General features: G+C 75.5%; 15 protein-coding genes and 1 riboswitch. Of the genes, 5 read left to right on the top strand and 10 right to left on the bottom strand.

The window, feature by feature from the left end:
* Positions 1–6 precede the first annotated feature (6 nt).
* The 9 genes from cobI to VM636_RS23505 all read right to left on the bottom strand — a co-directional run bounded on the left by cobI (position 7) and on the right by VM636_RS23505 (position 13009).
* Positions 7–738: a precorrin-2 C(20)-methyltransferase gene (cobI, locus tag VM636_RS23465; protein ID WP_030419979.1), complete on the bottom strand. Its 732-nt coding sequence runs from the start codon at positions 736–738 to the stop codon at positions 7–9.
* Positions 735–2105 carry a cobyrinate a,c-diamide synthase gene (locus tag VM636_RS23470; RefSeq protein WP_037858069.1) on the bottom strand — a complete coding sequence of 457 codons (1371 nt, stop codon included), beginning with the start codon at positions 2103–2105 and terminating at the stop codon, positions 735–737. The genes cobI and VM636_RS23470 overlap by 4 nt, the downstream gene beginning before the upstream one ends.
* On the bottom strand, positions 2102–2701 hold the full coding sequence (gene cobO / locus VM636_RS23475) for a cob(I)yrinic acid a,c-diamide adenosyltransferase (RefSeq protein WP_338485593.1): 600 nt from the start codon (positions 2699–2701) through the stop codon (positions 2102–2104). The genes VM636_RS23470 and cobO overlap by 4 nt, the downstream gene beginning before the upstream one ends.
* A complete protein-coding gene (locus VM636_RS23480; RefSeq protein WP_030419976.1) occupies positions 2701–4755 on the bottom strand; it encodes a putative cobaltochelatase in 2055 nt (684 codons plus the stop codon). The genes cobO and VM636_RS23480 overlap by 1 nt, the downstream gene beginning before the upstream one ends.
* Positions 4752–8405 carry a cobaltochelatase subunit CobN gene (gene cobN, locus VM636_RS23485; RefSeq protein WP_338485595.1) on the bottom strand — a complete coding sequence of 1218 codons (3654 nt, stop codon included), beginning with the start codon at positions 8403–8405 and terminating at the stop codon, positions 4752–4754. The genes VM636_RS23480 and cobN overlap by 4 nt, the downstream gene beginning before the upstream one ends.
* A complete protein-coding gene (locus tag VM636_RS23490) occupies positions 8402–9934 on the bottom strand; it encodes a cobyric acid synthase (protein ID WP_030419974.1) in 1533 nt (510 codons plus the stop codon). Before VM636_RS23490 ends, cobN begins: the two co-directional genes overlap by 4 nt.
* Entirely contained in the window at positions 9931–10953 is a 1023-nt protein-coding gene (locus VM636_RS23495; protein ID WP_078855879.1) for a cobalamin biosynthesis protein, read from the bottom strand. Before VM636_RS23495 ends, VM636_RS23490 begins: the two co-directional genes overlap by 4 nt.
* A 101-nt stretch (positions 10954–11054) precedes the next feature.
* Positions 11055–11187, bottom strand: a riboswitch (cobalamin riboswitch).
* Positions 11188–11451: 264 nt separating this feature from the next.
* On the bottom strand, positions 11452–11673 hold the full coding sequence (locus tag VM636_RS23500; protein ID WP_030419972.1) for a hypothetical protein: 222 nt from the start codon (positions 11671–11673) through the stop codon (positions 11452–11454).
* A gap of 67 nt (positions 11674–11740) precedes the next feature.
* Complete coding sequence (locus tag VM636_RS23505; protein WP_030419971.1) at positions 11741–13009, bottom strand: inorganic phosphate transporter; 1269 nt, start codon at positions 13007–13009, stop codon at positions 11741–11743.
* A 233-nt stretch (positions 13010–13242) separates the two neighbouring features.
* On the opposite strand from VM636_RS23505, the gene VM636_RS23510 reads away from it, so the two are divergent.
* The 3 genes from VM636_RS23510 to VM636_RS23520 all read left to right on the top strand — a co-directional run bounded on the left by VM636_RS23510 (position 13243) and on the right by VM636_RS23520 (position 16789).
* Positions 13243–13905, top strand: a complete 663-nt coding sequence (locus VM636_RS23510) for a class II aldolase/adducin family protein (RefSeq protein ID WP_053912663.1) — start codon at positions 13243–13245, stop codon at positions 13903–13905.
* Positions 13906–14057: 152 nt separating this feature from the next.
* Positions 14058–15185, top strand: a complete 1128-nt coding sequence (locus VM636_RS23515; RefSeq protein ID WP_053912664.1) for an alpha/beta fold hydrolase — start codon at positions 14058–14060, stop codon at positions 15183–15185.
* A 167-nt stretch (positions 15186–15352) separates the two neighbouring features.
* Positions 15353–16789 (top strand): hypothetical protein, encoded by a 1437-nt coding sequence (locus VM636_RS23520; protein WP_234312559.1) that lies wholly within the window; start codon positions 15353–15355, stop codon positions 16787–16789.
* A gap of 46 nt (positions 16790–16835) precedes the next feature.
* Here the strand turns inward: VM636_RS23520 and VM636_RS23525 are convergent, their stop codons facing one another.
* On the bottom strand, positions 16836–17249 hold the full coding sequence (locus VM636_RS23525) for a VOC family protein (protein ID WP_030419967.1): 414 nt from the start codon (positions 17247–17249) through the stop codon (positions 16836–16838).
* 280 nt (positions 17250–17529) lie between these two features.
* On the opposite strand from VM636_RS23525, the gene VM636_RS23530 reads away from it, so the two are divergent.
* Together VM636_RS23530 and VM636_RS23535 are read left to right on the top strand one after the other, a co-directional pair.
* Complete coding sequence (locus VM636_RS23530; protein WP_030419966.1) at positions 17530–19128, top strand: ABC-F family ATP-binding cassette domain-containing protein; 1599 nt, start codon at positions 17530–17532, stop codon at positions 19126–19128.
* Between the two features lie 335 nt (positions 19129–19463).
* The gene (locus tag VM636_RS23535; protein WP_029385158.1) at positions 19464–19685 is read left to right on the top strand and encodes a helix-turn-helix domain-containing protein; all 222 of its coding nucleotides are present in this window, start codon (positions 19464–19466) and stop codon (positions 19683–19685) included.
* The last annotated feature ends 108 nt before the right edge of the window (positions 19686–19793 follow it).

Below are 19793 nucleotides of genomic sequence, written 5' to 3' on the forward strand. Positions count from 1 at the left end.
GTCCGCTCACAGCTTGCCGCCCCGCCCGTCCGTGCGCCGGGCCGGCGCGATCAGCGTCGACAGGTAGGGCAGCGGGCCGCCGTCCAGTTCGGCGGCGGGGCGGACGGACTCCTCCGGCAGCCCGAGCGCCGAGCCCCACACGGCGTCCTCCAGCCGGCCGGTCTCCCGCAGCGCCTCGGCGACCTCGGCCGCCTGCCGGCCGAACTTGTAGGCGACGACCGTCCCCGGCCCCTCCAGCGCCTCCCGGAGCACGGCCGCCCCGGCCGTCACCGGCACCAGGGTCAGCGGCTCGGTGCCCTCGGTCAGCACGGCGCCCGAGCGGGCGGCGAGGTCCTGCATGGCGGTGATGCCGGGCACGGTCTCCACCACGGCGGAGGGCACCAGGGCGCCGACGGTCTGGGCGAGGTAGGTGAAGGTGGAGTACACGTTGGGGTCGCCGATGGTGGCGAAGGCGACCCGCGGGTGGGCGCGCAGCAGTGCGGCCACGCGCTCCCCGGCCGCGTCCCACGCCGCCTCGCGCCGGGCCCGGTCGCCGCGCTCGTTGAGGGCGAACACCACCCGTACGAGCTTCTCGGCGGGCACGTAGTGCAGTACGGTCGCCTCGGCCCGGCCGCGTTCCCCGGTGTCCATCACCGGGACGACCACGACGTCCGCCGCGCGCAGCGCCTCGACCCCCTTCACCGTGACCAGTCCGGGGTCCCCCGGGCCGACCCCGACCCCGATCAGCGTGCTGCTCATGACGTCCGGCACCTCTCCACGAACCGACGGGCCACACCGGGCTCGGACGCCCAGTGGGTGTGCAGAAAACTCGCGTGCACGCCGCCCCGCACGAAGCCCTCGACGCGCCGCTCGGGGGTGCGCAGGCCCCAGGCGGGAAGGGGCCCGGCGCCCGGCTCGACGACGGCGCGGTGGAACTCGTGGCCCCGCATCCGCGTACCGGCCGGGGCGAGGACGCTGTCGCCGAGGGCCACGGCGTCGCGGTAGCCCAGCGTCAGCCGCCGCGACATGCGGGCGGAGGCGTCCAGGACGCCGCACAGCGGGAGCCCGTCCAGCTCCCGGCACAGGTAGAGCAGCCCGGCGCACTCGGCGGCGACCGGGGCCCCGCTCCCGGCGAGGGCGGCGACGGCCGCGCGCAGCGGCGCGTTGGCGGAGAGTTCGGCGGCGTACACCTCGGGAAAGCCGCCGCCGACGACGAGCCCGCGGGTGCCCTCGGGCAGTGCCTCGTCGCGCAGCGGGTCGACGACGGCGACCTCGGCGCCGGCGGCGGTGAGCAGTTCGGCGTGCTCGGCGTAGGAGAAGGTGAACGCGGGCCCGCCGGCCACGGCGACCACCGGCGCCCCGCCCGTCGCCGCCGCGCCGTCGGCGGGCGCCGCCGGCCCCGGGTCCCAGGCCGGGCCCGGCAGCGGACCTGCGCTCCGGGCGAGCGCGGCGAGCGCGTCCAGGTCGCAGCCCGCGGCCACCTGGGCGCCCATCGCGGCCACCGCCGCCACGGCGGCCTCCCGCCGCTCGGCGACCGGCACCAGGCCCAGGTGCCGGGCGGGTGTCGCGGCCTGCGGGGTGCGGCGCAGCACACCGAGCACCGGCACCCCGGAGGCGTCCAGCGCCTCCCGCAGCAGCGCCTCGTGCCGGTCGGAGCCGACCTTGTTGAGGATCACGCCGCCGATCCGCACCCGCGGGTCCCAGGAGGCGAAGCCGTGCACCAGCGCCGCCACCGACCGCGACTGGGCCGAGGCGTCCACGACGAGTACGACGGGTGCCCGCAGCACGGTGGCGACCTGCGCGGTGGAGGCCAGTTCGCCCTCCCCGGCGGCGCCGTCGTACAGCCCCATCACGCCCTCGACGACGGCGAGGTCGCAGCCCCGTGCCCCGTGCAGGAACAGCGGCCCGATCAGGCCGGGCCCGCACAGGTAGGCGTCGAGGTTGCGCCCCGGCCGCCCGGTGGCGAGCGCGTGGTAGCCGGGGTCGATGTAGTCCGGTCCCACCTTGTGCGGGGACACGGCGAGCCCCCGCGCGGCGAACGCGGCCATCAGCCCCGTGGCCACGGTGGTCTTGCCGCTGCCCGAGGAGGGCGCGGCGACGACCAGCCGGGGCGGCGCGGACGTCACCACTCGATGCCCCTCTGGCCCTTCTGCCCGGCGTCCATCGGGTGCTTGACCTTCGACATGTCGGTCACCAGGTCGGCGAGGTCCACCAGCTTCCCCGGCGCGTTCCGGCCGGTGATCACCACGTGCTGGGTGCCGGGACGGGTCCGCAGCACCTCCACGACCTCGTCGGTGTCGACCCAGCCCCAGTGCATCGGGTAGGCGAACTCGTCGAGCACGTACAGCCGGTACGTCTCCGCGGCCAGGTCCCGCTTGACCTGCTCCCAGCCCTCGCGGGCCTTGTCCTCGTTGTCCGTCTGGGCGTCGCGCTGCACCCACGACCAGCCCTCGCCCATCTTGTGCCAGTCGACGGTGCCGCCCTCGCCGGAGGCGCCGAGCACCCGCAGCGCGTGCTCCTCGCCCACCTTCCACTTGGCCGACTTGACGAACTGGAACACCCCGATCGGCCACCCCTGGTTCCAGGCGCGCAGCGCCAGCCCGAAGGCGGCCGTCGACTTGCCCTTGCCGGCCCCGGTGTGCACCACCACCAGCGGGCGGTTGCGCCGCTGACGGGTCGTCAGGCCGTCGTCCGGCACCACACTCGGCTGTCCCTTCGGCATTACGCGGCCCTCCTCGTCCCGGCGTCCCGCACATCCCTGACCAGCCCGGCGACGGTGTCCGCGCGCAACTCCTCCAGCGTCACCGCGGCACCGCCCAGATCGTCCGCGAGCCGGGCGGCCAGCCCGAGCCGCACCGGACCCGACTCGCAGTCCACGACGACCGACGCGGTGCCCTCGGCGGCGAACAGCCGCGCCGCCCGCGAGGCGAGCACGAGCGGTTCGACGCCGCCGGTGGCCCGGCCGTCGGTCACGACCACGATCAGCGCCCGGCGGGCCGGATCGCGCAGCCGCTCCACCCGCAGCACCTCGTGGGCCCGCAGCAGCCCGGCGGCGAGCGGCGTCCGCCCGCCGGTCGGCAGCGACTCCAGCCGGACCGCCGCCGCGTCCACCGACGAGGTCGGCGGCAGCGCCACCTCGGCGGCCGAGCCGCGGAAGGTCACCAGGCCCACCTTGTCGCGCCGCTGGTAGGCGTCGAGCAGCAGCGACAGCACGGCGCCCTTGACGGCGCCCATCCGCTGCCGCGCCGCCATCGACCCGGAGGCGTCGACCACGAACAGCACCAGGTTGGACTCGCGTCCCTCGCGCACCGCCTGCCGCAGGTCGTCCCGCCGCACCACCAGCCCGGGGCCCGACCGGCCCCGCGCCCGCTGGTGCGGCGCCGCCGCCCGCACGGTCGCCGCCAGGTGCAGCCTGGTCAGCGCCCCCCGGGGCCGCCGGGCCCCGGTGGTGCGGCCCTGCTCGGTCCGCGCCCGCGACCGGCGCCCCGCGGCGCCCTCGCCGATGCCGGGCACGTGCAGCACCCGGGTGCGGAACGGCTCGGCGGCGCCCACCGGGGCCCGTTCCCCGGCGCCGGAGGGCCGGGGCTCGCCGTCCGGCGTGTCCGGCGCGTCCGCCGGGGAGCCGGCACGGCCGCCGGCGTCCCCGTCGCCGGGGCCGTCCTCCGGCTCCGGCTGCCCGCCGGGACCGCCGGGCCCCGGATCGGGATCGTCGTCGCCGTCCCCGCCGTCGCCGCCGTCGCCTTCGGAGCGGTCCGGCTCCGGACCGGCGTACTGCTCCAGCGTCTCGTCGAGCTTCTCCTCGTCCAGCCCCGGCGCGTCGAACGGGTTGCGGCGCCGCCGGTGCGGCAGGGCGAGCAGCGCCGCCTGCCGCACGTCCTCGGCGAGCACGTCGGTGCGCCCCGCCCAGGCCGCCAGCGCCGTCGCCGTCCGCGCCATCACGATGTCGGCGCGCATGCCGTCCACCTCGAAGGCGGCACAGGTCGCCGCGATCTGCCGCAGCGCCCCGTCGCCCAGCCGCACCGCCGGCAGCAGGGCGCGGGCCGCCGCGATCCGCTCCCGTACGGCCGCCTCCTCGCCGGCCCAGCGCGCGGCGAAGGCGGCCGGATCGTCGTCGTGGGCGAGGCGGCGGCGGACCACCTCGACCCGCTCCTCGGGCTCCCGGGAGGCGGTGACCTCGACGGTCAGCCCGAACCGGTCCAGGAGCTGCGGCCGCAGCTCGCCCTCCTCCGGGTTCATGGTGCCGACCAGCAGGAAACGCGCCGCGTGCCGGACGGAGACACCCTCGCGCTCGACGTAGGAGGAGCCCATCGCGGCGGCGTCCAGCAGCAGGTCGACCAGGTGGTCGTGGAGCAGGTTGACCTCGTCGACGTAGAGGATGCCCCGGTGGGCGTCGGCGAGGAGCCCCGGCTCGAACGCCTTGACGCCCTCGGCGAGGGCCCGCTCGATGTCGAGGGCGCCCACCAGCCGGTCCTCGGAGGCACCGACGGGCAGCTCCACCATCCGCGCCGGGCGGTCCTCCCCGCCGGCGTCCGGCGCGTGCGGCCCGTCCGGGCAGGCGGGGTCGGGGGAGGCGGGGTCGCAGGAGAAGCGGCAGCCGGGCACGACGCCGACCCGCGGCAGCAGCGCGGACAGGGCGCGCACCGCCGTGCTCTTCGCGGTGCCCTTCTCGCCCCGCACGAGGACTCCGCCGACCGCGGGGCTCACGGCGTTGAGCAGCAGGGCCAGTCGCAGGTCGTCCTGACCCACGACGGCCGTGAACGGGAACGGGGTGGTCACTTCTCGTCGCCCTCCAAGTCGCCTTCCAGCTCCAGATAGGTGGCGCGCAGCCGCTCCAGCGTCTGCGCGTCCGGTTCCGCCCACAGGCCGCGGTCCGCCGCCTCCAGCAGGCGTTCGGTGATGCCCCGCAGCGCCCACGGGTTGGACGCGCGCATGAAGTCCCGGTTCTCGGGGTCGAAGACGTACTCGGCGCTGAGCTTCTCGTACATCCAGTCGTCGACCACGCCCGCCGTGGCGTCGTAGCCGAAGAGGTAGTCCACGGTGGCCGCCATCTCGAAGGCGCCCTTGTAGCCGTGGCGGCGCATCGCCGCCATCCAGCGCGGGTTGACCACCCGGGCGCGGAAGACGCGGTGCGTCTCCTCGCCGAGCGTGCGCGTCCGCACCTGGTCCGGTACGGCGCTGTCGCCCACGTACGCCTCGGGGGAGGCGCCCGTCAGGTGCCGCACCATGGCGACCATGCCGCCGTGGTACTGGAAGTAGTCGTCGGCGTCGACGAGGTCGTGCTCGCGCGTGTCGACGTTCTTCGCCGCCACCGCGATCCGCCGGAACGCCGTCTCCATGTCGCCGCGCGCCGCGCGCCCGTCCAGCCCGCGCCCGTAGGCGTAACCGCCCCAGACCGCGTACACCTCGGCGAGGTCCGCGTCGGAGCGCCAGTTCCGGGCGTCGATCAGAGGCAGCAGACCCGCCCCGTACGCGCCGGGCTTGGAGCCGAAGACGCGGGCCGTGGCCCGGCGCCGGTCCCCGTGCTCGGCGGTGTCCTCGTCGGCGTGCGCCCGTACGTAGTTGGTCTCGGCCGGCTCGTCCAGCTCGGCCACCGTCCGCACCGCGTCGTCGATCAGCCCGATGACGTGGGGGAAGGCGTCCCGGAAGAAGCCCGAGATGCGCACCGTCACGTCGATGCGCGGCCGGCCCAGCTCCTCGGGCGGCACCACCTCGAAGCCGGTGACCCGGCGCGAGGCGTCGTCCCACACCGGGCGGCAGCCGAGCAGCGCCAGGATCTCGGCGATGTCGTCGCCCTGGGTGCGCATCGCGGAGGTGCCCCACACGGTGAGGCCGACCGACTTCGGGTACGTGCCGGTGTCCTCCAGGTAGCGCCGCACCAGGGAGTCGGCGAGGGACTGGCCGACCTCCCAGCTCAGCCGGGACGGGATCGCCTTGGGGTCGACCGAGTAGAAGTTCCGCCCGGTCGGCAGCACGTTGACCAGCCCCCGGGTGGGGGAGCCGGACGGCCCGGCGGGGACGTAGCCGCCGTCCAGGGCGTGCAGGACGTTGCCGATCTCGTCGACGGTACGGGCCAGCCGGGGCACGACTTCGGTGCAGGCGAACTCCAGCACCGCGACCGCCTCGGCGAGTTCGGTGCCCAGCACCTCGCGCACCAGGGGCGCGCAGTCGGCGGGAGCCCAGCCGCGCTCCTCCAGGCCCTCGGCGAAGCGCCGGCACACCTGCTCCAGCAGGTCGATCGCGTCGGCGCCCGACCGGGCCGGGCCGTCCACCAGGGTGGTCAGCTCCGCCGGCACCTTCACCGGGGCGCCCGGCTCGGCCAGGAGGTCCTTCTCCACCAGCCCGAAGTGCTCGGCCAGGGCGGCCCGCAGACCCGGCAGGGCGTTCGCCCGCCCGCCCCACACCTGGGAGGCGCGCAGCACCGCGAGCACGAGGTTGACCCGCGGCTCGCCGACCGGGCCGCCGCCCAGGATGTGCAGTCCGTCGCGGATCTGCACGTCCTTGATCTCGCAGAGGTAGCCGTCGATGTGCATGACGAACTCGTCGAACTCGTCGTCGCCCGGCTGGTCGTCCACGCGCAGGTCGTGGTGGAGTTCGGCCGCCTTGACCAGGGTCCAGATCTGCGCCCGCACCGTCGGCGCCTTCGCCGGGTCCAGGTCGCAGACGAGCGCGTACTCGTCGAGCAGCTGCTCCAGTTTGGCCAGGTCGCCGTAGGTGTCGGCGCGGGCCATCGGCGGCACCAGGTGGTCGACGACGGTGGCGTGGCCGCGCCGCTTGGCCTGGGTGCCCTCGCCGGGGTCGTTGACGATGAACGGGTAGACGAGCGGCAGGTCGCCGAGGACCGCGTCGGGCGCGCAGCCGGCGCCCAGCCCGAGCCCCTTGCCGGGCAGCCACTCCATCGTGCCGTGCTTGCCCATGTGGACGACGGCGTCGGCGCCGAAGGTGTTCTCCAGCCACCGGTAGGCCGCCAGGTAGTGGTGCGAGGGCGGCATGTCCGGATCGTGGTAGATGGCGATCGGGTTCTCCCCGAAGCCGCGCGGCGGCTGGATCATCACGACGACGTTCCCGAAGCGCAGCGAGGCGAGCACGATCTCGTCGCCGTCGACGTACAGCGAGCCCGGCGGCTCGCCCCACGCCCCGGTCATCGCCGCCCGCAGCCCCGGGTCCAGCGTGGCGAACCAGGAGCGGTAGTCGGCCAGCGGCACCCGCGCGGGCGCGGCGGCGAGCTGGTCCTCCGTCAGCCACTCCACGTCGTGGCCGCCCGCCTCGATCAGCCGGTGGATCAGCTCGTCCCCGTTGTCGGGGTACCCGTCGACGGCGTACCCGGCCTCCCGCAGCGCGTCCAGCACCCGCACCGCCGAGGCGGGGGTGTCCAGGCCGACCGCGTTGCCGACCCGGGAGTGCTTGGTCGGGTAGGCGGTGAAGACCAGCGCGACCTTCTTGTCCGCGTTCGGCATGTGCCGCAGCCGGGCGTGCCGTACGGCGATGCCCGCCACCCGCCCGGCCCGCTCCGGGTCGGCGACGTAGACCGGCACGTCGTCCGGGCCCTGTTCCTTGAAGGAGAACGGCACCGTGACGAGGCGGCCGTCGAACTCGGGGATGGCGACCTGCATCGCCGCGTCCATCGGGGACAGGGCGGCGTCGGAGGCGTCCCAGGCGGCCCGTGAGGTGGTGAGGCAGAGTCCCTGGAGCACGGGCACGTCGAGGTCGGCCAGCGCCCCGATGTCCCAGGCGTCCTCGTCGCCGCCGGCCGACGCCTGCGAGGCGTGGGTGCCGCCGGAGGCGAGGACGGTGGCGACCAGGGCGTCGGCCCGGCCCAGCGTCTCGTAGAGCCCCGGATCGGCGCCGCGCAGCGAACCGCAGTACACCGGAAGGGCGTTGGCTCCGTGCGCCTCAATCGCCTCGCAGAGAGTGTCCACGAAGGCGGTGTTGCCGCTGAGCTGGTGGGCGCGGTAGAAGAGCACGCCCACCGTCGGGCGGCCGTCGACGAGGGGCCGTGCCCCGCGCACCCCGTACGCGGGCATCGTCCGCGGCTCCTCGAAGCCCTCGCCGGTCAGCAGCACCGTGTCCGAGAGGAACCGGGCGAGCTGGGTGAGGTTCTCCGGGCCGCCCTCGACGAGGTAGCGCAGCGCCTCCGCCACCACCCCGGCCGGCACCGACGACTCGGCCATCAGCTCGGCGTCCGGCACGCTCTCGCCGCCGAGCAGCACGGTCGGCACCCCGGCGGACCGCAGCGCGGCGAGCCCGTCCTCCCAGGCCCGCTTGCCGCCCAGCAGGCGGACCACGGCGATGTCGGCGCCGTCCAGCAGGGCCGGCAGCTCCTCGGCGACGTCGACGCGGGAGGGGTTGCCGATCCGGTAGGCGGCGTCCGCCGCGCGGGCCGCCAGAAGGTCCGTGTCGGCGGTCGACAACAACAACACAGTGCTCATGCGGGCGCTCCCGGGGGGATGAAGGGAAGTCCTTGCGGTGTGCCGGACTCGACGAGCCGCCACAGCGCGTCGGTGTCCGCGTGCCGTTCGATCAGGTCGCCGAGGCGGTCGAGCCGTTCCTCGCGCAGCGCGGCGAAGGAGGTGCCGGGGGCGGGTACGAAACGGCGGCCCGCGGCGGCGGCCACCTCGCGCAGGAAGGCCCGCCGGAAGCCGTCCGACTCCAGCGCGCCGTGCCAGTGGGTGCCCCAGGTCGTCCCCGAGCGGCAGCCGTCCAGGGGAGCGCCGCGGCCGTCGGAGACGAGGGTCCGCCCGCCGAGTACCTCGGCGACGCCGTGGTGGATCTCGTAGCCCTCGACGGGCTCGCCGAGCGCGGTGCCCGCCGGGCGGGCGAGGGTCTTCTCGCGGGCGAACCGCACCCGTACCGGCAGCACGCCGAGCCCCGCGACCCGCCCCCGGCGGCTCTCCACGTCGTCCTCGATCTCCTCGCCGAGGAGCTGGTAGCCGCCGCACACGCCGAACACCGGCCGGCCGTCTTGGTGCCGGCGCACCAGGGCGTCGGCGAGTCCGCGCCGGCGCAGCCAGTCCAGGGCGCGGACGGTGCCCCGGGTGCCGGGGACGACGACGAGGTCGGCGTCGGCCACCTCCTCGGGCCGGTCGGTGAAGCGGACCACGACGCCCGGCTCGGCGGCGAGGGCGTCCACGTCCGTGAAGTTGGACATCAGCGGCAGCGCGCACACCGCGACGCGCAGCACGTCCTCGCCGTGCGGCGGCGCGGTACCCGGCCCCCCTTCCGCGCCGGGCGCGGCGAGGCTCATGCCGTCCTCCTCGTCGATGCCGAGCCCGTGCCGGAAGGGCAGCACGCCGTACGTGCGCCGCCCGGTGAGGCCGCGCAGCATGTCCAGGCCGGGTTCCAGCAGGCTCACGTCGCCGCGGAACTTGTTGACGAGGAACCCGGCCACCAGCGCCTGGTCCTCGGGGGAGAGCAGCGCCACCGTGCCGAAGAAGGAGGCGAAGACGCCGCCCCGGTCGATGTCGCCGACGACGAGGACGGGGAAGCCGGCGCCCCGGGCGATGCCCATGTTGACGATGTCGGTACGGCGCAGGTTGATCTCGGCGGGGCTGCCCGCGCCCTCGCAGATCACCGCGTCGTGGCCGGCGCGCAGTTCGGCCAGGCACTCCAGCACCGTGCCGAGCAGGGCCGCCTGCCGTCCGCCGTGGTAGCCGCGGGCGCTCATCTCGCCGACCGGTTTGCCGAGCAGCACGACCTGGCTGCTGCGCTCGCCGCCCGGCTTGAGCAGCACCGGGTTCATCAGCGCGCTCGGCTCGACGCGGCACGCCTGGGCCTGCATGGCCTGGGCCCGGCCGATCTCGGCGCCCTCGCGGGTGACGAACGAGTTCAGGGACATGTTCTGCGCCTTGAACGGCGCGACCCGCACCCCCTGCCGCGCCAGCCACCGGCAGATCCCGGCGGTGACCACGCTCTTGCCGGCGTCGGAGGTGGTGCCGGCGACGAGAAGCCCCCCGCTCACGACACCCGTCCCTTCGCCGGCCGCCCCGCGAGGGCGGCCGGCCGGGCGCGACCGGGGCGGGCGCCGGACCGGGTGCAGGCGAGTGCGGCGCTCGTGAGGAGGCGCGCGCCCGCGCACACGCCGAGCGCGAGCAGACCCACGCGCCGGGAGAGCCGGACGGCCCGCTCGATGTCGGCGGCCCCGGCCGGACGGCCCCCGGCCCCGTTGAGCACCGGCCGGTGCTCGACGCGCCCGCCGTAGGAGAGCGTGCCGCCCAGCCGGACGCCGAGGGCGCCCGCGAAGGCCGCCTCGACGGGACCGGCGTTGGGGCTCGGGTGCCGGGAGGCGTCGGCCCGCCAGGCCCGCGCCGCGCCCCGGGGGTCCGGGCCGGCGACGGTGGCGAGGACGGCGGTGAGCCGGGCGCCCGGCCAGCCCGCGAGGTCGTCGAGCCGGGCCGAGGCCCAGCCGTAGCGCCGGTACCGGGGCGACTTGTGCCCGACCATGGCGTCGAGGGTGTTCACCGCGCGGAAGCCGAGCAGCCCCGGCACCCCGGCCGCGGCGCCCCACACCAGCGCGCCCACCACGGCGTCCGAGGTGTTCTCGGCGACGGACTCCACCACGGCCCGCGCGATCCCGTCGGCGTCCAGGGCCCGCGGGTCCCGCCCGCACAGGTGCGGCAGCCGCTCCCGTGCCGTGTCCACCTCCCCGGCCTCCAGCGCCCGCCCGACGGCGCGTGCCTCGCGCGCCAGCGAGGTGCCGCCGACGACGGCCCAGGTGGCGGCGGCGGTCAGCGCGACGGAGGCGGCCGGCCGGGACCGGACGGCCCGCGCGGCACCGGCCCCGAGGGCCACGGCGCCGCCGGCGCAGACGAGGGTGTGCAGCGCGCCCCGGCCCCGGTGGTCCCGCCACAGCGCCCGTTCCACGGCACCCGCGGCCCGCCCGAAGGCGGCGACGGGGTGTCCGCGGCGCGGATCGCCGAGGAGGAGGTCACCGAGGAGGCCGGCGGCGGCGCCGTACGCGAAGACGCGTTCGGCCCGCATGGCGCTCAGCCGGCCGGGGGGACGGGGGGAGCGTCGTGGGTGTACCTCGAACGGCAGCCGCGCATGGCGATAGGTCCTCACTCAGGGTGTCCGCGCCCTGGTTCGACGAGACCGGCGGCGAGAGTTCCTGGCTCCCGGGGCATGACGCCCCGGTGACAGTGGCGGGACCGCGCCGGATTCGCACCGGCTTCCTCTCCTGCCGCCGTGATGGCTCCCGGCAGTCCACCACGCTCCGCGAACACCCGTCAACCTGCCGTTGACCTGCGAAGGAGGAGTGTGCGGGAGGCCACAGGGCGCGGGTGCGCGCCGGCACACCGGCGCGCGGGGTGCGCGAGGCGCGCGGGGTGCGCGAGGCGCGCGGGGTGCGCGAGGCGCGCGGGGTGCGCGAGGCGCGCGGGGTGCGCGAGGCGCGCGGGGCGTGGGACGGCGCTTCCCGTCCCACGCCCCGCGCGAAGTCCTCCCGAAGGGCGCCCCGGGGGACGCCGTCCTTCCGGAGGGTCAGGCGACGATCATGTAGATCCCGTAGGCCACCGCCGCGGCGCAGGCCGCGAAGCAGGCGTACGCGCCGGTGACGGCGAGCGCCGCCGACTCGCCCCGGGCGACGGCCCGCTCCTGGCGGGAGAGGCCGACGATGCCGAGGGTGAAGAGGGCCACGAGGCCCACGGTGGCCACGAGGCTGACTCCGAAGACGGAGCCGAGGGCAGCCCAGTCGATGTTCATGACGGTTCTCTTCCTTCGTACCCGGCCGCGAGGGCCCGGCGCGGTGCGGGAGCCGGGCCCGGCGGGCTCAGACGGGGGTGGCGGCCGGCGTCGGCGGCGCGTCGGGCGCACCGGCGGTCACGGCGGGGGCCGGGAGGGTGGCCTTCAGGTCGTCGGTCAGGGCGGGCGGCGGGGTCACGGCGGCCATCGCCGCGGTCACCACGCCGACGGGCTCCGGCTCCGGCCCGGCGGCCGGCTCGTCGCCGTTGACGTTGGTGTGGTCGATGACCTCGCGGCGGGAGATCTTCCAGATCGCGGCGCTGGAGACCACCAGGAAGACCGCGACGAGCGCCGTGCCCCAGTCGCCGAGCTTGGTGACCCACTCGGCGAGCGCGCCGACGAAGGCGGCGGCCGGCAGCGTCAGGCCCCAGGCGACGAACATCCGGGTCGCGGTCGACCAGCGGACCACGCCGCCCTTGCGGCCGAGGCCCGAGCCCATCACGGCGCCGGAGACGGAGTGCGTGGTGGAGAGGGAGAAGCCGAGGTGCGAGGAGGCGAGGATGACCGTGGCGGCACTGGTCTGGGCGGCGAAGCCCTGCTGCGGCTGGAGGTCGGTGAGGCCCCGGCCCATGGTGCGGATGATGCGCCAGCCACCGAGGTAGGTGCCGAGCGCGATCGCCAGGCCCGCGGAGAGGATGACCCACAGGGGCGGGTCGGAGGCGGGGGCGAGGGCGCCGCCGGCGATCAGGGCCAGGGTGATGATGCCCATCGTCTTCTGGGCGTCGTTGGTGCCGTGGGCCAGCGAGACCAGGCCGGCCGAGGCGATCTGCCCGGCGCGGTAGCCCTTCTCGGCGGCCTTGCCGTCGGCCTTGCGGCCCAGGCGGTAGGTGAGCCGGGTGCCGACCAGCGCCGCGACGCCGGCCACGACCGGGGCGGCGACGGCGGGCAGCAGCACCTTGGTCAGGAGCACCCCGCCGTGGACGGCGCCGACGCCGGCGGAGGCGACCGCGGCACCGATCAGACCGCCCATCAGGGCGTGCGAGGAACTGGAGGGGAGCCCGACCAGCCAGGTCAGCAGGTTCCAGAGGATCGCGCCGACCAGGGCGGCGAAGATGACCTCGGGCCGGATGCCGGTCTCGTCGACGAGACCCTTGGAGATCGTGTTGGCGACCTCCACGGAGAGGAAGGCGCCCACGAGGTTCAGCACGGCGGACATGGCCACCGCGACCTTGGGCTTGAGCGCACCGGTCGAAATGGTCGTCGCCATCGCGTTCGCGGTGTCGTGGAAACCGTTCGTGAAATCGAACGCGAGTGCGGTTACCACCACAATCGCGAGGATCAGCGAGAAGCTTTCCATTTACCCAGGCAATCGTTCGAGGTCATTGGCGCGACGAACGTAGGTAACCCGGGTGAACGGAAGATGAACTGGATCGGGCCCCGTGGTGACCGGAAACGGGGGTGCCCGCTCCCGCCCCGCCCCCGCCGCGCTGGCGCTCCGTGCCCGCGCCGCTGCGCTCCGGAGACGTCCCTGGCAGGATCGGCGCGGCGAGCGCGCCGGGAGGCCCCGGCGCCCGGAAGGGGGCACGGGACATGACGGACAACAGGGGCGACCGGCCGGCTACACCTCGGGACTGGGAGACACTTGTCACCTTCGCCCGGCGCACGGTCGCCGACGGACTGGTCGTCGGCACCTCCGGGAACGTCTCGGTCCGGGTCGGTGACACCGTGCTCGTCACCCCCTCCGGCGTGCCCTACGACCGGCTCACGCCCGACGACGTGACCGGCGTCGACCTCGACGGCCGCCAGGTCCTCGGCACACTGGTCCCCACCAGCGAACTCCCCCTCCACCTCGCCGTCTACCGCACCACCGACGCCCGCGCCGTCGTCCACACCCACGCCCTGTACGCCACCGCGGTCTCCACCCTCGTCACCGAACTCCCCCCGGTCCACTACATGGCCGCCGCGCTGGGCGGCCCCGTCCGCGTCGCCCCCTACGCCCCCTACGGCACCGGGGAACTGGCCCGCGCCATGCTCACCGCCCTCGACGGCCGCTCCGGCTGCCTGCTGGCCAACCACGGCACGATCACCCACGGCGCCGGCCTCGACGAGGCGTACGACCGCACCGCCCAGCTCGAGTGGATGTGCCGCCTGTGGCTCACGGCCTCCGCCGTCCCGGGCCGCACCCCCGCCCTCCTGACGGAGCCCCAGCTCGCCGACGCCGCGAGACGGCTGCGGGGGTACGGCCGGCGGTGACGGGGCGGGCGTACCCCGCCGCTTCCCGGGTACCGGAGGCGGCACGGACCCGCCCCCGCCCCCGCCCCGCGCCGACGGCCCGCGGACCCGGCGCGTCACCCCCCGCCGTCCGTCCACTGGCCGCCCTCCGACTCCACCGGGAGACTGGCCCCATGCGCACAGTCACAGCCACGGCCGCCGCCCTCACCGCAGCCCTGGCGGCCGGCGCAGCGAGCGTCGCCGCCGGCCGGTTCGCCAGCGACGCGGCGCTCAAGGCGTCCCCCGGCCGGCCGCTGCCCACCGAACCCCGGCTCACCGTGCACGGCACCGCCGCCGGCCAGATCACCCTCACCCGGGACCTGGCCGCGCTCCGTCCCGGCCGGTACGGACTCGCCGGCGACGGCACCCACGCGGTCGTCGGCGGCGTCCTGAGCGGGACCCGGCACGGTGCCGACACCGTCGTCCGCCGCCTCGAAGGCGTCACCCACGGCACCCTCGCCGCCGGCGACCACGTCTGGCTCACCCCCAACCTGCACGTCGGCACCCCGCGCACCGCCCTCGGCCTGGACCACACCGACGTGCGGGTGCCCGGCGAACTCGGCCCGCTGCCCGCCTGGTTCCTGCCCGGGGCCCGCACCACCTGGCTCATCGCCGTGCACGGACTCGGCACCACCCGCGAGCACGCCCTCAACGTGATGGCCGCCCTGCACCGCCGCCACCTGCCCGTGCTCGCCCTCGCCTACCGGGGCGACGTCGGGGCCCCGCGCTCCCCGGACGGGCTCCAGCACTTCGGCGAGACCGAGTGGCGCGACGTGGACGCCGCCCTCCGCTACGCCGTCGACCACGGCGCCCGCCAGGTGGTGCTGCTCGGCTGGTCCACCGGCGCCGCCATGGCCCTGCGCACCGCCGCCCTCTCCGACCTGCGCGACCGCGTCGCGGGCCTGATCCTCGACTCCCCGGTACTGAGCTGGGAGGCGACCCTGCGCGCCCTCGCCGCGGCCCGCCACACCCCCGCCCCGCTGCTGCCGCTCGCCGTGCGCGCCGCCCAGGGCCGCGCCGGGCTCCACGCCGACCGGGACCGCCACGAGGCCGGCCTGTACCGCCCCGCCGTGCCCACCCTGATCTTCCACGGCCCGGACGACCGGGTGGCCCCCTGGGGGCCCTCCCGGCGACTGGCCGAAACCCACCCCCGCATGGTCGCCCTCCACACCGTCCGGCACGCCCCCCACGCGGCCATGTGGAACGCCGCCCCCGAGCCCTACGAAGAGGCCGTGCGCCGTTTCCTCACGCCCCTGGTGTGACCCCGCCGGGCCGCCGCCCCGGCCCCGGCACGCCGGTTCCGTTTCGGATCGTGCCACTGGCCTGATCCGAGCGAGGAGCGCCCTCGGCGACGCGTGCCCGAGCCTCCCGGGAACCGGCCGGGACGTTCCGTTTGGGTTTTCGGACCGTCAAACGGAAGACTGCCCCCGTGACGTCCCGTATCCCGCGCGACTCCAGGCTCCGACTCGTCCGCCCGCGACCCCTGGCCGCCGCCCCCAGAGCGATGGCCCAGCGCCGCCCGCACCGCTCCGCGCCGCGCCCCCCGGAAGGCACCCCGGCCCGCGCGGAGCTGGCCGGGATGGCACGCTCCGGCCTGGCCGGCGCGGTCCGCGTCGCCCGCTGGGCCGACACGGCCCTCGGCCCCGGCCGGGGCAGCGCCACCACCGACGGCAAGGCCACCCTCTCCGATACGACCGCCGAACACGCCGCCCGCGAACTGGGCCTGACGGTGGACCGGGTCCGCGCCGACTGGGACACCGCCCGCCTCGCCGGCCTCGTCGAGGTGCACGGCGACACCGCCCGCCCCGGCTGGCGGCTGCGCGCCTGGGACCGCGACGACAGCGCCGTGCTCCGCGGCTGGGTCGCCCTCTTCGACGCCTGGTCCCTCGCCCACCCCGAACCGCCGGGTCAGGAGCCCTCCGCCGTCGCCGAGGTGGTCTCCGCGATGCCCCAGGTGCTCTCCTTCCTCCAGCTCTCCGCCGGACCCGTCCCCGTCACGCAGCTCCTGGACCTGCTCGGGCAGCGCGTCACGGAACTGCGCACCGAACGCTGCGAGGTGCCCTACGGGCCCCGGCTCGAACCCGGCCCCCCGGCCCCCCGCGCCCCCGAGGAGGAGCCCGCCCCGCCGCCCGGGGCGGCCGACGCCCCACTCGGCCCCCTCCTCGACTGGGCCCTGCACGCCCTCGCCTCCGTGGGCGCCCTCACCTGCGGCGACGGACAGGCCACGCTCACCCCGCTGGGGAGCTGGGCGGTCTGGGTCAAGCTGGAGCAGATCTGCGTCGCCGCGCAGAGTCCCGCCGGCAACATCGAGCAGGGCGCCGAGGACATGCTGCGCGGCTGCGCCCAGCTCCGCCCCAACGCCGCCCGCGCCGAGTACCGGGCCTGGCTGGCCGCCCGGCCCGTCGGCAGCGCCGTCACCGAACTGCTCGCCGCCGCCCGCGGCGAGGACGCCCTGCTGCGCGGTCTCGCCTTCGACGCGCTGCGCGTGGTCGGCGCCCCCGCCGAGCCCGACGTCCGCTCCGTGCTCGACGAGCCCACACTGCGGCCCTACGCCCTGCTGTGGCTGGCCGAGCACGACGGCGACGACCCCGAGGACGCCCACCACGTCCTGACCCGGCGCGAGGCCACCTGGCTGTGGGTCGACACCGCCGCCGCCGTCGCCGACCACGGCGAGGCCCCGCTGCTCGTGCGCCACCTGGAGGCCGCGGTGCAGCCCACCGTCCCGGCCCTGCTCGACGAGGTCCGGGCCGTCGGCCACCCCCGTACCGTCCAGGTGCTGGTGGCGCTGGCCGCCGCCCACCCCGACCCGGCGCTCGCCAAAGCGGTGCGGCGGGCCGCCTTCCAGGTGCACACCGGAGGGAACTGACGGTGCCCCGGGCGCGCGGCGCACGGCCGCCCGCCCGGCGGGAACCTCAGCCGGGAAGCCCGGGGGAGTAGGTGCCGAAGCTCCACACGTTGCCCTCCAGATCGCGGGCCATGTAGTCCCGCGAGCCGTACTCCTGGTCGGTGGGCGGCATCAGGATCTCCGCGCCGTGCTCGACGGCCCGCCGGTGGTGCGCGTCGACGTCGTCCACCGCGATGTACACCCCCGCCGGGCCCGCGTCGCGCATCGCCTCGTCGAACCGGCTCCCCGTGCCCTTCGAGCCGAGCATCACCGCGCCTTGGCCCTGCGCCAGCTCGGCGTGGGCCACCGTGCCGTCCTCCCCCTCGTACACGGCCAGTTCGGTGAATCCGAAGGCCAGGGTGAGCTGCCGGATCGCCGCCTTGGCGTCCGCGTACAGCAGTGTCGGGAAGACGCTGGGGCGGTTGCCGTCCGTGCCTGCCATGCCGATCACTCCCTGCGCGTCGGGGACGGGGCGCGGGACGCCGAGACGGCCGGAGTCCCGTGTGACGCCAGTCTCGCACCCCCCACCGACAACGCCCCGCGCCCGCGCCCCGCGTCCCGCCTCCGGCGGACACCCGGCCGGAGGCGGGGCGCGCGACCGAGGAAAACCGCTTGCTCGGCCCCGTTAGACTGGCCCCATGGCCATTCTCCTCGCGCATTAGCCGGCGGGACCCGTCCTCGACCGCCCATCCCGCCCCTCATATCCGCCCTGGAGTCTGTCCGTGATCTCCGCCTCCGGCATCGAGCTGCGCGCCGGTGCCCGCATCCTCATCGAGAGCGCCACCTTCCGCGTCGCCAAGGGCGACCGCATCGGCCTGGTCGGCCGCAACGGCGCCGGCAAGACCACCCTCACCAAGGTCCTCGCCGGTGAGGGCCAGCCCGCCGGCGGCACCGTCACCCGCTCCGGCGACGTCGGCTACCTCCCGCAGGACCCGCGCACCGGCGACCTCGACGTCCTCGCCCGCGACCGCGTCCTGTCGGCCCGCGGACTGGACGTACTGATCCGCAAGATGCGCGAGAACGAGGAGCGCATCGCCACCGGCCGCGGCGCCACCCGCGAGAAGGCGCTGAGGCAGTACGAGCGCCAGGAGACCGAGTTCCTCACCAAGGGCGGGTACGCGGCCGAGGCCGAGGCCGCCACCATCGCCGCCGCGCTCAACCTCCCGGACCGGGTCCTGTCCCAGCCCCTGCACACGCTCTCCGGCGGCCAGCGCCGCCGCATCGAGCTGGCCCGCATCCTCTTCTCGGACGCCGACACCCTGCTCCTGGACGAGCCGACCAACCACCTCGACGCCGACTCGATCGTCTGGCTGCGCGACTACCTCAAGAGCTACCGCGGCGGCTTCGTCGTCATCTCCCACGACGTCGACCTGGTCGAGACGGTCGTCAACAAGGTGTTCTACCTGGACGCCAACCGCGCCGCCATCGACATCTACAACATGGGCTGGAAGCTCTACCAGCAGCAGCGCGAGGCCGACGAGAAGCGCCGCAGGCGCGAGCGGGCCAACGCCGAGAAGAAGGCCGCCGCGCTCAACGCCCAGGCCGACAAGATGCGCGCCAAGGCCACCAAGACGGTCGCCGCGCAGAACATGGCCCGCCGCGCCGACCGGCTGCTCAGCGGCCTGGACGCGGTGCGCCAGTCCGACAAGGTCGCCAAGCTCCGCTTCCCCGAGCCCGCGCCCTGCGGCAAGACCCCGCTGACCGCCGAGGGCCTGTCCAAGTCGTACGGCTCGCTGGAGATCTTCACCGACGTCGACCTGGCCATCGACAAGGGCTCCCGCGTGGTCATCCTCGGCCTCAACGGCGCGGGCAAGACCACGCTGCTGCGCCTGCTCGGCGGGGTGGAGAAGCCCGACACCGGCCAGGTGATCGAGGGCCACGGCCTCAAGCTCGGCTACTACGCCCAGGAGCACGAGACCCTCGATCCCGAGCGCACCGTCCTGGAGAACATGCGCTCCGCCGCGCCCGACATGGACCTCGTGGAGGTCCGCAAGGTGCTCGGCTCGTTCCTCTTCTCCGGCGACGACGTGGACAAGCCCGCCCGGGTGCTCTCCGGCGGCGAGAAGACCCGCCTGGCCCTGGCCACCCTGGTCGTCTCCTCGGCCAACGTGCTCCTGCTCGACGAGCCCACCAACAACCTCGACCCGGCCAGCCGGGAGGAGATCCTCGGCGCGCTGCGCACCTACAAGGGCGCGGTCGTCCTCGTCACCCACGACGAGGGCGCCGTCGAGGCGCTCCAGCCGGAGCGGATCATCCTGCTGCCGGACGGCGTCGAGGACCTGTGGGGCGCGGACTACGCGGACCTCGTCGCCCTCGCTTGACCGAATGGATGATCCATCGGTGATGGATCATTCGGCCGATCCGTGATCCACCATCTGAGTGAGATCTCCTCATCAGGAGGTGTGTCCTCCACCCACGTCACGGCCGGGCCCTCCCTTTCCGGAGGCCCGGCCGTGACGCCGTTCTGACCAGGAACTTCGTGCGGGAACCCGTTCGGCGGTACGTCCACGACCCTGTGGAATTCGGGATTCCGCATGTGTGGATGCGCTCCTGTCGTCACATCCCGGTCTCACCGACCTTGCCGAATGGGTGGCCATGCGGGCCGGGAGGGGTGATCATGAGGAGACCAGAGCGCACTTCCCATGAGGAGGCACGGGTGGCCGAGACTCTGAAGAAGGGCAGCCGGGTGACCGGCGCCGCGCGCGACAAGCTCGCGGCAGACCTGAAGAAGAAGTACGACGCCGGTGCGAGCATCCGGGCGTTGGCCGAGGAAACCGGCCGCTCGTATGGCTTCGTGCACCGCATGCTCAGCGAGTCGGGCGTCACGCTGCGAGGGCGTGGCGGGGCGACCCGGGGCAAGAAGGCCCCATCGGCCTGACCGCCCCGGGCGGCCCCACGGCTCCGATGGTGGCCACCCGGTCGGTCTTCCGGCCGGCCGGGTGGTTACTGTGCAGTCACTTAGCTCTGCCGTCGCGTGGCACACGCG

The organism is Streptomyces sp. SCSIO 75703, from assembly GCF_036607905.1.
Classification (GTDB): domain Bacteria; phylum Actinomycetota; class Actinomycetes; order Streptomycetales; family Streptomycetaceae; genus Streptomyces.

Bases quoted from the DNA above. Each gene is read 5' to 3' on its own strand.
- cobI (WP_030419979.1), bottom strand. From the start codon at position 738: ATGAGCAGCACGCTGATCGGGGTCGGGGTCGGCCCGGGGGACCCCGGA.
- cobO (WP_338485593.1), bottom strand. From the start codon at position 2,701: ATGCCGAAGGGACAGCCGAGTGTGGTGCCGGACGACGGCCTGACGACC.
- cobN (WP_338485595.1), bottom strand. From the start codon at position 8,405: ATGAGCACTGTGTTGTTGTTGTCGACCGCCGACACGGACCTTCTGGCG.
- VM636_RS23495 (WP_078855879.1), bottom strand. From the start codon at position 10,953: ATGCGGGCCGAACGCGTCTTCGCGTACGGCGCCGCCGCCGGCCTCCTC.
- VM636_RS23500 (WP_030419972.1), bottom strand. From the start codon at position 11,673: ATGAACATCGACTGGGCTGCCCTCGGCTCCGTCTTCGGAGTCAGCCTC.
- VM636_RS23505 (WP_030419971.1), bottom strand. From the start codon at position 13,009: ATGGAAAGCTTCTCGCTGATCCTCGCGATTGTGGTGGTAACCGCACTC.
- VM636_RS23510 (WP_053912663.1), top strand. From the start codon at position 13,243: ATGACGGACAACAGGGGCGACCGGCCGGCTACACCTCGGGACTGGGAG.
- VM636_RS23515 (WP_053912664.1), top strand. From the start codon at position 14,058: ATGCGCACAGTCACAGCCACGGCCGCCGCCCTCACCGCAGCCCTGGCG.
- VM636_RS23525 (WP_030419967.1), bottom strand. From the start codon at position 17,249: ATGGCAGGCACGGACGGCAACCGCCCCAGCGTCTTCCCGACACTGCTG.